Annotated in this window: 9 protein-coding genes; 1 reads left to right on the top strand and 8 read right to left on the bottom strand. The window is 69.0% G+C overall.

Translation table 11 applies throughout. The annotated features are described in order from the left end of the window. Positions 1–14: 14 nt before the first annotated feature. The 4 genes from IPI67_22715 to IPI67_22730 form a co-directional block, all read right to left on the bottom strand. Entirely contained in the window at positions 15–2,399 is a 2,385-nt protein-coding gene (locus IPI67_22715; GenBank protein MBK7582995.1) for a hypothetical protein, read from the bottom strand. 36 nt (positions 2,400–2,435) lie between these two features. Further along, positions 2,436–3,173: a hypothetical protein gene (locus tag IPI67_22720; GenBank protein ID MBK7582996.1), complete on the bottom strand. Its 738-nt coding sequence runs from the start codon at positions 3,171–3,173 to the stop codon at positions 2,436–2,438. A gap of 138 nt (positions 3,174–3,311) precedes the next feature. Further along, a complete protein-coding gene (locus IPI67_22725; GenBank protein ID MBK7582997.1) occupies positions 3,312–5,096 on the bottom strand; it encodes a hypothetical protein in 1,785 nt (594 codons plus the stop codon). Positions 5,097–5,109: 13 nt separating this feature from the next. Beyond that, positions 5,110–6,603, bottom strand: a complete 1,494-nt coding sequence (locus tag IPI67_22730; protein MBK7582998.1) for an SDR family oxidoreductase — start codon at positions 6,601–6,603, stop codon at positions 5,110–5,112. A gap of 260 nt (positions 6,604–6,863) precedes the next feature. Between IPI67_22730 and IPI67_22735 the strand changes: the two genes are divergently transcribed. After that, positions 6,864–8,048, top strand: a complete 1,185-nt coding sequence (locus IPI67_22735) for a hypothetical protein (protein MBK7582999.1) — start codon at positions 6,864–6,866, stop codon at positions 8,046–8,048. 35 nt (positions 8,049–8,083) lie between these two features. Here the strand turns inward: IPI67_22735 and IPI67_22740 are convergent, their stop codons facing one another. The 4 genes from IPI67_22740 to IPI67_22755 all read right to left on the bottom strand — a co-directional run bounded on the left by IPI67_22740 (position 8,084) and on the right by IPI67_22755 (position 11,584). After that, positions 8,084–8,410 (bottom strand): response regulator, encoded by a 327-nt coding sequence (locus tag IPI67_22740; protein ID MBK7583000.1) that lies wholly within the window; start codon positions 8,408–8,410, stop codon positions 8,084–8,086. Between the two features lie 20 nt (positions 8,411–8,430). Further along, entirely contained in the window at positions 8,431–9,984 is a 1,554-nt protein-coding gene (locus IPI67_22745) for a PAS domain S-box protein (GenBank protein ID MBK7583001.1), read from the bottom strand. Positions 9,985–10,046: 62 nt separating this feature from the next. Continuing rightward, positions 10,047–10,712 carry a DUF3943 domain-containing protein gene (locus IPI67_22750; GenBank protein ID MBK7583002.1) on the bottom strand — a complete coding sequence of 222 codons (666 nt, stop codon included), beginning with the start codon at positions 10,710–10,712 and terminating at the stop codon, positions 10,047–10,049. Next, complete coding sequence (locus IPI67_22755) at positions 10,709–11,584, bottom strand: metallophosphoesterase family protein (GenBank protein MBK7583003.1); 876 nt, start codon at positions 11,582–11,584, stop codon at positions 10,709–10,711. The genes IPI67_22750 and IPI67_22755 overlap by 4 nt, the downstream gene beginning before the upstream one ends. Positions 11,585–12,264 lie beyond the last annotated feature (680 nt).

Here is a 12,264-nt window from a genome sequence, read left to right on the forward strand (position 1 = left end):
CTGATGACCCCACCTCACGGCCCGAAATGCGCGATGTAGGCGTTCTCCCCCGTCGCAGGAAGGTTACCGTTGCCGAAGTTGATCAGGCCGCTCGAGTATGTTCCCACGACGGCCACGAAGGGGCCGGACCAGGTGATTGAGTCCGGCCTGTCATCGAGAAGACCGCCCCAGCTCTTGGAAGAGAGGTGAGTACCGCTCGAGCTGTAGCGGGCAACCACGAGATCGATGCCGGCGACGTAGGTCAATGCGCCGCCTCCGAAATTCGCCGCAGCGCCCATCTCGGCAGCCAGCGCGATTTCTCCGTTCGGTGCTGATGCCACCGCCACGCCGCGGTCGTCGGCGCTGGACCCGAAGCCCTTTGCCCAGGTCGTGGTCATCGTGCTCGGGTCGACTTCCATCAGGAAGGCGTCGCTGCCGCCCTTGCTGGGCAGCGGTCCCTTCCCAAAATCCACCTGCCCCGCGAACTCGCCGGTCAGGACCAGCTTGCCCGATGCGGTGCGGGCCATCCCGCCGACCCTGTCGTCCCCGGCGTCACCATAGCGGACGGCGGACGAGAAGGCGCCTGTGGCCGAGACCTTGACCAGGAAAATGTCCCAGGTGTTCCCGCCGACATTCGTCAGTGTGGTCGTGCCGAAGGTGACGTCACTGCCATAAAAGTCCCCGGTCAGGATCATGTCCGCGCCGTCGGCAACCAGCGCGCGGACAAATCCGTACCCGAACGTGGGCACCGCGAACTGCTTGACCCAAACGGGATCCCCAGTTGCAGCCGCGAACTTCGCGACGAACCCGGCAGCGACCGCGCTCGTGAGCTGCTCGACCTGGAAGTCGTGCACCCCGCTGAATTGCCCCGCGACGAACAGATCCCCGCCGCTGTCCACGCCGGCGGCATAGGCGGTGAGCGTGCCGGTTCCCGTCTCGATGCAGTTGGCCCACATGTTCGTGCCGTTCGTGCCCGCGTACTTCGCGACGTAGAAGCTCGCCTTGTCACACGTGAGGGTCTTGGTGCCAAACGTCGGCTTCGCTGACGTCAGCCCCGCCATGAGAATGTTGCCCGCGCTGTCCGTGCCCATGCCCACGATCGATTCGTCCCCGGCGCCCCCGGCGCGGACTGCCCACTCTGAAGCCCCAGATGGTTTGTACTTGGCGATGAACAGGTCGGCGTAACCCACTGACTGCAACAGGGTGCCACCGAAGGTGCCCTTTGCAAGACTTCCGGCTGCGAACACGCTGCCCGAAGGGTCCGTGCTGACCCTGGCCCCGACGTAGTTCGAGCCCCCGATGGTGTACACCTCCGTCCACGTCGTGGGCCCCGGCGGCACGCATTTCTTCGAGACGCAGTTGGCGCTGGTGCAGTCGTTGTTGCCGTCGCAGGCCGAGCCGTCCGCGCACGGGCTGCACAGCGGTCCTCCACAGTCCACGTCGGTCTCGGCGCCGCCCTTGACCTTGTCCGAGCACGAGAGGTCGATGCACACGCCACCGGTGCAGTTGCCGGTGCCGCAATCGAGCGGGCCCCAGCAGCCCTTTTGCGCGCCGCACTTCGAGCAGCTCGCGCCGCCGCAATCGATGTCGGATTCGGTGCCGTTCTGCAGGCCGTCCGTACAGTTCGGGGCCTGGCATTTCTTCGTGCTGCACACGTGGCTCGCGCAGTCGCTCGGCTTGGTGCACGCGCTGTCGGCGCAGGCGCCGCACGGGCCGCCGCAGTCGATGCCGGTCTCTGTCGGATCTTGTTTCCCGTTGGAGCAGTCGCTGGGTCCGACGGCGCCATCCGCGCCATCCGCGCCGGCGTCACTCCCACCGCCGAAGGCGCAGGCCTTCGCCGCGTTGCACACCTGGCCGAGCGGGCAGTCGCGATCTTCCTGGCACTCTGGCAAACAGCTGCCGTTGATGCACACGAGAGGCGCCGTGCAGTTCGAGCTGTAAACACAAGGAACGCCCAGGCTCGAGTCCGTGCCGCCATCCGTCACCAGCCCGCCGTCGACGAGCTCGTCCTTCGCGGCGCAAACGCCGGTGACACACGCTTGACCGCCCACGCAGTCTTTCTCGGTGACGCACTCCGGCCGGCACTTGCCCGCAGCGCAGCGGAAGTCGGCGGGGCATTGGCTGTGATACGTACACCCGGACTCGATGGGCAACTGACACACGTTGAACGGTTTGTCCGCGGGCACACACAGCTGGCCGAGCTCACAGTCGGGCTGGTCCTTGCACTCCTGGTGGCAGAGGCGGAACGCGCACACCAGCGGAGCCGTGCAGTCCGTGTTGATGACACAACCCTCGGCCAGCTTGCCCCGGCGGAGGCCTTCCGCGTCGTCGGACCCGCAGGCCGCCGCCCAAAGCAACGCGACCGCTGCACCCAGACCCAGCCGCACCGCCACCCCCACACGCGCCCCCAGCATCTTCATGACAGAGGTTTATACTCAAACCTTCTGCGGGCGTCCTCACAAACTGAAGCACCCCTCGATGGGCCAGCAGATCGGCGTCGCAAACGGCAGGCAGCCCTCGCCCGAAGGACAGGGTTTGTTGCACGCGACGGTCGCCGGTGATTGCTTCAAATTGCCGCAGTACTCCTGCTGGTCGTCCCATTTCCCGTCGCTGTTGTCGCCGCCGCAGTTGCCGCAGTTGCTGCAGTCGCACTTCTTCACGCAGGCGCCGAGGGCCTGACAGTGCGCTTCGGGCACACAGGCCTCGTCGGCAGCGCAGTTCGCGCTGGCGCAGGGATCGATGGCGAGCTGACACTTGTCCCCGGTCCACTGGTAGTCCTTCGGGCACTCGCAGCTCGCGACGCCGCCCACGACCTTGCACTGGCCACAGGTCCCGCATTGGAGCGCCGCGCAGGTCTCATCGGGTTTGCACTCCAGCCCGACCGCATGAAAGCCGCTGTTGCAGCTGCAGGTTGCGCCGCCGTCGGCGACGACGCAGCTGCCTTGCCCGGAGCAGGTGACCCCGACACACGAGGTCGAACCTCCGCCGCCGGTGGCGCCGCTCGAAGTGCCGCCGCCGCCGGTCGGAGCTCCGCCCGATGCGGCGCCGGTGCCCCCCGTCTGTCCCTTGGCGCCGGTGCCCGCGCTGGCGCCGACCGAACCGCCATCCGGACCCGCAACACCCCCGCCGCCGTCGTCCCCGCAGTGCACGAACAGCCCAAGCAGCACGACCCCGAACGCAGCACGTCGGATCATGGCCGGAGCATACCGCAGTCACGAGCTCGGCGGCGCGCGTCATGCGAACCAACGCTCGAGCTGCCCCTGCGCGTTGCACGGGCCGGTCACCGAGGTCGAGGTGGCCTGAGCGGCCGCCGCCGCCGCGAGCGGCCGACGTCAGTCTAGCTTCGAGAGCACGTCGGTCACGTTCGTGCCCGGCAGCGTGACCCCTTCGCCCACACCAGGCAGCGCGAAGGGCGCGAAGTGATCCCGCTGCCACGCGACCCATCGGTAGCGAGGGGACTCCAGCGGCTCGGCAAAGCGCGCGCGGACTCTCAGCGGGCGGCCGTCGGGGGTGGCCTCCATCACCTCGAAGCGGCTGTCCGCCAGCTCCACCGTGAACCCGGCGGGCCGCTTGTCACGCGGCGTCCAGGCGATGTGATAGAGCGGCGCACCCAGGTAGCCGTCCGCGACCTCGACCTCCAGGGTGTGAAGGTCGATGCGCCGTACCTGGACGGCCTGCACACTCTCGCCGAGCGTGCGGATCCTCTCCGGCCACGTGCCTGGGTAGTCGTCGCCGTGCTGGCGCATCGTGATGGTGAAGTTCGAGGCGAACACGTGCGGAGTGTTCACCACGACCAGGGTCTGCTTCGCCAATGCCGGGTCGCTGGGCAGGGAGCGGTCGGCTGCGAGTAACAGGTTCGCGAACTTCTTGGGGACGGCAGCGTTGACCGATAACAGTAGCGCCGACAGCAACGTGTGCCGCAGCACGAGGGCGACGGCGATGGTCCGCGTGAGCAACGAGCGAGTCGTCGCCGCGACTGCGCGCTCGGCGAAGCCTGCGACGAGCGCCGCGGCGCCGATGCTGGCGAACAGGTTCATGCGAGAGTGCGTGAACGTCGTGCAGCTCGGGATCACCGCGAAGAGCGCGCCCAGCGCGTACCAGCGTTGACTGCGCTCCAGAGCCAGCTGCGGCCGGAAGAGCCAGGCGAAGAGCCCGAGGACGAGCAGCGACGCGAGCACGAGCGGCGGCCCGAAGCGCTCTGGCAACCCCGTCGCAACATCGGCGAAGGGAAGGGTGAGCTGGCTGGCCAGGAGCACCGGCGCCCGCTCCACGAGCGCGGCCGCGAACGCGGCGGGCTGGTGGAGCGGATCGGTGTAGAGCCCGGTGTTCGCGACGCCGTAGCCGAGAGCGCGATGAACCAGCTGCCAGGCGGCCCCGACGCCGAGATACGGCAGCATGCCGAGCGCCCGCTTCTGCCAGGCGCCCTGCTCCATGACCAGGGCGTACGCCAGCAGGTAGGCCAGCGCGCCGACACCGTACTCGGCGGACAACAGCGACAGCCCGAGCGCCGCCGGGCCGAGCCAGCGGCCGGGTCGCCAGCCGTCGCTCCGAGAGCGATGCTGGCACGTGAGGGCGGCGACACCGAAGAGCACGCTCAGCGTCATGTTTCGGGTCGCGAGCCACCCCGCGGGCAGAGCGTGCCCGCTGTCGAGCGCAAAGAGCAGCGTTGCCAGTCCCCGAGCCCAGGGCACCGCCAGCGTGCGTCGATAGAGCGCGCCCGCGGCGAGCACGAGCGCGCCGTACCAGAGCATGCTGTGCAGATGTGCCGCCCAGCTCGAATGAGGCCAAAGCGTGGAGTCGAGCCAATGCGTGGCCGCGGTGACCGGGCGCAGGAACATGATCTTCACGTGCGAGCCCCACCAGGGCCAGAACCCGAGGTCCTGGGCCCGAGCGCGGAAGCCATCATCACCTGGAAAGAACGCGAACTGATCGAGGCGGAAGCGCACATCACCGAGGTAACCTCGGCCGTCTTGCGCGACCATTCGGTGAAAGTGGTCGTCGATCAAGAGCCCGTTGCCGAGCGAGCTCGCCGTGAGCAGCAGCGCCAACGCTGCGATCACGTAGGGCGCCTTGGGGCTCGCGAGGAGGACGCGCCAGCGCCCCTTTTCGCGGGTCACAGGCACCTGGACGTCACCACGGCGCAGGTTTGTAGTCCTTCAGGAACTGGCCCCACAGGTGCTCGCCGGTGTTGATGCCGTCCAGGATGGGGTCGACGATGCGCGCCGCGCCGTCCACGATGTCCAGGGGCGGGTGGAACCCTTGCTCGACGGTCTTGCGGGCCGCAATGTGGGCCGGATCTTCGTCCGTCACCCAGCCAGTGTCCACGCTGTTCATGTGGATGCCGTCCTTGACGTAGTCGTCCGCCGACGTGCGCGTCATCATGTTCAAGGCGGCCTTGGCCATGTTGGTGTGGGGGTGTTTGTTGGTCTTGAACCGACGGTGGAACTGCCCCTCCATCGCCGACACGTTCACGATGTGTTTGTCGTCGGTGCGATCCTTCAGCATCAACGGCTTCAGCCGCCCGTTCAGCACGAAGGGCGCGATGGCGTTCACCAGCTGCACCTCGAGCAGCTCCACCGTACTGACCTGATGGAGCGCGAGTCGCCAGCTGTTGATCTCGCGCAGATCGACCTGTTGCAAGTCGGCGTCGAGCTGCGCGGCCGGGAAGAGCTGGAGCCCGGTGTCCCGGTCCTCTTCGGTGAGGGGGACCTGCGTCAATTCTGGTGCGCGCTCCAGACCCAGACGGGCGCTGGCCAGGGCGGGTGCCTCGCGGGTGGTCGCCAGCGACGCGCTCTGCGAGAGCTCCGCGTGCTGCCGCAAGAAGTCTCGAGCGCGCTCGGGCAGCGCCGCGACCGCGCCACGCTCTCCCTGCATCAGGTGCCCGTAGAACCCTGGCGGGCGTCGCACCGTCTGACAGGCGTTGTGCAGCACGAAGTCGAGGCGCGACTCGGTCTCGATCACGTGGTGGGCGAACAGCTCGACGCTGGGAGTGTGCCGAAGATCCAGGCCGTAGATCTGCAGCCGGTCGCCGAAGCTTCCGGCGTCGGCCTCGCGGGCGAAGCGCAGCGCAGCGTCGTGGGGAAAACGCGTCGTGACGATGACCCGGGCGCCGGCGCGTAGCAGCAAGATCGCCGCCTGAAATCCGATCTTCACCCGGGCACCGGTGATCAGCGCAACGCGGCCGCTCAAATCTGCGGTCTGCGAGCGTTTCATGTGGTTGAAGTCGCCGCAGGTCGGGCACATCTGGTCGTAGAAGAAGTGCACCTTGGAGAAGAGCTGCTTGCAGACGTAACAGACTCGCGGTTTCTGTAGCTCCGCCGCGTCGAGGCCCTGGTCGAGCTCCGGCGTTTCGCCGTGCGCCTCGGCGGCCAAGGCGTGTTTCTTCGGCGTGATGAAGACCGGCTGGGCGCGTTTCTTCCGGATTGATGCCCGCTCGAGCAGCGCTTCGTCCGCCGCACGCAGCGCCTTCTTGTTGTGTTTGCGGAGCGCGCGGGCCAGGAGCTTCTGTTCCAGGCGGTGCGGTCGAGAGACACGGCCCGCCGCGGCGAGCAAGCGGTTGCGGCTCTCGAGCGGCAACTTGGCGAGGTGCGCGCGGCTGTCGATCAGCGCCTCGAGCACGCGCATGCAGCGTTCGAGATCGTCGGGGGTCAGGTCGGGCCCGGCGTCGGACTTTTCTGGGGGAGCGCTCACGTTGGTGCCGCGCCTCTAGCGCCGATCGCCGGCTCTGGCTAGCGACATGCGGTCGAGGTTGCGAAGCGTATGGGCCGGGGCGCGGCTGTCCGGTCGCCTTTCATGCGAGAAAGACAGGCTTGACCGAGCCCCGGGCGAGAAGACATGCTCGCGCGCTCGATGCGGCGTCGCGCCGCGCGTGGGGAGAGATGATGATGAACGGATCGGGTCGGCAGCGGTTGTTCGGGGCAGTGGGGGTCGCGGTTGCTCTCGCGGCGATTGGCTGTGGCAGTGACGACGGGGGCGGTGGTGGTGGTGGGACGGGCGGCGGCGCGGGAACGGGCGGTGCAGCGGGTTCCGGGGGAGCGGCGGGTGGCGGTGGCGTGGCTGGCAGCGGAGGCGCAGCCGGCGCCGGCGGCAGCGTCTCGACGACCCTCGCGACCGTCAAGGGCACGCTGACCTTGAACCAAGCCAACAGCACCGATCCGAGCGCCGACTGCTCGACGACCTATGAGATCGACGGCGTCGAAGACCAGAGCGCACTCTGGCAGTGCCCGAGCTGCAAGCCGACCTTTCGCTCGGCGCACAAGGTGACGACGACCAACTGCAAGCAGCCGTTGCCTCCGCCAACTCTCAGCGTGGGGTGGGGTAGCGACCAAAAATTCTATTGGGGTCCGGGAACCAAACCGCTCTTGGAGCTGGGCACGGCGACGGAGCAGAGCGGCACGGTGACAATCACGGTGAGTGCCGACTTTCCCGCTCCGACAGGTTCGCTCAGCGTGACGGGGACTGGCACTCTGACTCTCGGCACCACGCAAGGTGATCCCTTGGATGGATGGCGCCCCTCGGCCACGTATTCTTGCGGCTGGCCTCAGACCAAACCGCCGGAGTACGTCGGGAAATACACTCCCATCCTCAATGACAAGCTTCCTGACGGTGTGTTCGCCGACGCCTGCGGAGACAAGGTTCGCCTCTACGACTTGCTCGGGCGTTATCTGGTCATTCAGGCGAATCAGACGGTGCAGCTCACCTGCGGCCCCTGCGACGGTGCCGTCGCGGGCCAGAAAGCCTTCGAAGACGCGATGAAGGCGCTGAACATCCCGACCTTGGTGGTGACGATGCTGGTGCCCGACTACGGCCGCGCCGAGTTCATCCCGACCGTGGACGACCTGAAGGCCTGGGTGGACACAAACCAGGTCAGCGGCATCGCCCTCGCCGACCGCGGCTTCGGTCCGGCAGCAATCGGCAGTGTGCTGCAGAAGGTGCCCAACTTCGGCTACCCGTCGTTCCTGTTGGTGGCCCCCGACGGGACGATCGTGTTTGCACAAGAGGGCTTCGACCCGACACAGTCGGTCTGGACCCAGCTCGAGACCGAGATCAAGACCCACGCCGGGAAATAGCTCCCGACGGGTGACTCCGTCGCGCCCAGCGCTCCTCACTTTCGAAGCATCTGCTCCACCTTTCGGAGCAGTGCCTCGTGCTCGAAGGGTTTCGGCAGAAATCCGATCCTTCGCTGGTGAAACGCGCCTGGGAAGCCGGCCGGATCTGCGAAGCCGCTGATGAAGAGCACGGGCAGGTCCCGGCTCTTCGCCCAGGCAAGCTCGGCCAGCTCGGGCCCGCGCAGGCCCGGCATGATCACGTCGGTGAGCAGCAACGCGAGCTTGCCCGTGTGCCGCTCGAGCAGCTCGAGCGCGCGCGGCGCGCCCTCCGCCGTAAGGACCTGGTAGCCGCCCTGCTCCAGCATGCCGGCGACCAGCTGCAAGATCGTCGGCTCGTCCTCGACTACCAGAATGGCCCCCGTGCCCGCGCAGGGATGCGTCGTTCCGGGACGACCGCGTCCCGCGGGAGCTCGTCCACCCGAGGCAGGTACACCCGGAAGGTGCTTCCACTCCCGGGCTGACTCTCGACCTGCAGGTGCCCGCCGCTCTGCGTCACGATGCCGTAGACCGTCGAGAGCCCGAGACCGGTGCCCTTGCCGCGCTCCTTGGTGGTGAAGAACGGTTCGAACAGGCGTGACAGCACGGCTTCGTCCATGCCCATCCCGGTATCTCGGACCTCGAGCACGACATACCGGCCGGCAGGGACGACGAAGCGGGAGCCGAGCGCGTCATCGAGCTCGACGTTGCTCGTGCTGAGCCGAACCTGACCGCCCGCCGGCATCGCGTCACTGGCGTTGATCACCAGGTTGGTGATGACCTGTTCCAGTTGGCCCGTGTCTGCGCGCACGCGCCCGAGCTCCACGGCCAAGAGCCGCTCGAGTCTCGTCTCGGGGGCCATCAGGCGAGACAGCATGCGCTCCATGCTGCTGACCACCTCGTTGAGGTCCACGACGGTCGTGCTGACGGGCTGCTGCCGGCTGAAGATCAGTAGCTGACGGGTCAACGCGGCTGCGCGACCCACGGCGTTCTCGATCTCCTTGGCGCTCCCGAGCGCGGCTTCTTGCCCCGGGATCTGCGTGCGCAGGAGGGCCGAAAAACCAGAGATGACGGTGAGCAGATTGTTGAAGTCGTGAGCCACGCCGCCGGCGAGGCGTCCCACGGCCTCCATCTTTTGCGCGTGGCGTAGCTGTTCCTGACTGCGCGCGAGGGCTGCTTCCGTCCGCAGTCGTTCGCTCACGTCGACCGTGAGCGCCATCGTCCCGGCAGATGCTCCGCTCTGGTCGCGAATTGGCGCGGCCCAGATCGCCAGATCGATGGGCGAGCCATCCTTGCGTCGCCGTCGAGCCTGCACGCCCTGAATGCCCGTGGCCATCGCACCTTCCATGTTGCGGCGGAACTCCGCTCGCGACGCCTCGTCGACGACCGGATTCGGCTTCCCGATCGCCTCCGCTTCGGTGAAGCCGAAGGTGCGCTCGGCCGCTGGGTTCCACAGGCGGACGGTCCCCGCCGGATCGAGCAGCATGATGGGCACCGGGCAGGCCTGGATCAGTGCGTTCAGTTGCTCGTTGGACTGGCGCAGGGTCTCTTCGATCCGCCGGCGTTCGGTCATGTCCATGAAAAAGGCCAGTGTCACCGGACCATCCTGGATTTCGACCCGACGCACCGAGACGTGGAAAGGGAACACACTACCGTCCCGACGGAGCCCCAGGGAGTCGTAGGCGGCCTCGGCCTCGATGCCCACCCTGCGCTTCTGAATGTGGTCGATGATCGCCTCGCGCTGCTCCGGCGCGACCATCGAGAGCAAACTCTTGCCGTAGATCTCGTCGGAGTGGTCCGTGTACCCGAACATCGCCAGGTACGCGGGGTTGCAGTACTCGGTGACGCCGTCGCGGGTGAGCGTGACGCCGATCGGAGCAAGGTCGAAGCTCGCTTGCAGCGTCGCGGAGTCCAGTGGCACGAACGCCAGCTTGCCGGTTCTGACAGGGGCGCGCCATCCGATTCGGCGCCGAGCAAGCGAGCCTAACAGCGCGTCCCGGCCCAGCGCTCGAGCTCCCCGAATGGATCGAGCACGCCCTGGAGCACGCCGCGCAGGGTCCGGTCGCCGATGCGCCGGGCGGCGGACCAGCCCAGGTACCGGACTTCGCCGAGGACGAGGCCCGCGGCCGGCGTGTACCAGAGGTCCAGGCCGCTCGGGCGCACCCCGTTGGCCTCGAAGCCGTATTCCCAGAGAGTGCTGCCGATGACGGTGAAGGCGAGCGCGGGCAGCACGCCGTTCTTGCAAGTTCGGGCGCGAAGATAGAGCTCGCTGCCGAAGAGGGCGTGGCCAATGCCGTTGATCCACCAGGGATCTCCGTCCCATTCGAAGGCGCGACGGGACGAGTCCCACTTGGGGGGGAGCGTGAACGCCGCTTCGTAGTGCTGACCGATGTGGGAGAGCTCCGTGTCGGCGAAGGGCTCAGGCCAGAGGAACGCTTCCGTCGCGCGCATCGTCGTCATCAGGCCGAGGGCGTGCAGCGAGGGGATGGTCCATGACTGCTCACCCGTCGCGTCGGCCTCGCCGCGGGCGCCGGCCTCGGCGGCGCTTTTTCCCGCCTCGTTCTGGACGGCTGGCGTGGTGTCGGGCTCAGCGGCGCGGGCAAACTCAGAAGCTCCGCCGAGCGCACAGACCACCAGCCACGCCCTCACTCGCACACGGTCACCCGCTCTGCCTTCGCACTCTGTCCGTCGGTAACGAGGCGCACGTGGTGGCGGCGGGTCCCGCCGGGCCCCCTCTCGATGCGCGGCACCCGCGCCGCGTTGACGTACAGCACGCCGTCGACCTCAGACTGCCAGGTTCGCGCGCCGCCGCCCTTCAGTCGGTGGTGCATGTGACCCGCCGCGACGGCCAGCACGCGCTTGCCGCGCTGCTTTGCGTGTTCGATGGCCGCGGCCAGATCCGCGTCGCCGAAATCCCCTTCGCTCTTCCGGAAATCACAACCCCAGAGGTCATGCCGACGCGCCCCGAGGCCCAGCGGTCCGTTGTGCGCAACGAAGATCAGGCGCTCGTGCGGGGTTTCGTCGACCAGCCGGCACAAACGCGCTGCAGATTCCTCCAGAGAGCTCACACCGTAGGTCGCGTTCAGATAGCTCGCGAACGCAAAGAACCCGCCGCCCTGGGAGTGCGGACGGCCCGCGATCACACTGAGCGAGAGCTGATCCCCTCGAAGCTCGTGCATGCTGTACCCGGCGAGCGGAACCGGCGAGAGCGCGCTGCGCAGGCTCTCGCAGCGCCGTGACTGTCCTCGCCCGAGGATTCGCGCCGCGCGGGGGCGCTCCAGCGTCTCCGCTGCCAGATGCGGCAAGCTCACGCCGTCGTGGTTTCCGGGGACCACGAACGCGGGCGTGCGCAGCCGCGCGATGCTCGCGGCGACACCGAGCGCGTCCTGACGATAGCCTGCCAGATCTCCGACGAACGCCACCAGATCATAGGCCTCGGCATCGATCAGGGCGACGTCCCGATCGTCCCACGCCAGGTGGACGTCGCCGATGATGCCGATGCGGAGGGAAGGTGAGCTCACGGGATGGCCGCAACCCTAGCAGTGATGTGTCCACACGGGCTCTGCCGGCTCTCCACACAATTGCCGCGGGAGGCCCCGAGTTCCTGCACGCTCGCCCGGTACGGTCAACGGCGTGGGGCCCCCGCGCCCGCCCGCGCCGGCCCGCCCGCTCGGCCCCGCCCCCCCCCCCCCCCCCCCCCCCCCCCCCCCGGGCCGGGCGGCGCGCGGGGGGCGCGGCGCCCCCTCCCCGCCGCGCGCCGCGGCCCGGCGCCCCCGGCCGCCCCCCCCGGGCGGGGGGCGGGGGCGGGCCCGCCCCCCCCCCCCCCCCCCGGCGCCCCCCCCCCCCCCCCCCCCCCCCCCCCCCGCCCGCCCCCGGCCCCCCCCCCCCCCCCCCCCCCGGCCCCCCGGGGGGGGGGGCGGGCGGCGGGCCCGCCCGGCGCGCGCCGGGCGCGCCCCCCCCCGCGCGCGCCCGCGCTGCTGTTGTTGGTCCCCGCCGCCCCGCGCCCCGCCCCCCCCCCCGCCGCCCCCCCCCCCGCGCCCCCGGCCGCGGCCCGGGGCGCGGGGGGGGGGCCGGCGCGGGCCGGGCGGGGGCTGGGGGGGTGGTTCGGGGGTTCCGCGGGTTGGCCCCCCTGCCCCCGGCTGGCGGGGCGCGGCCCCCCCCCGGGGCCGGCCCGGGGCCGCCGGCGCGGGGCCCCGGGGCG

It is taken from the genome of Myxococcales bacterium (assembly GCA_016706225.1).
Taxonomy (GTDB): domain Bacteria; phylum Myxococcota_A; class Polyangia; order Polyangiales; family Polyangiaceae; genus JADJKB01.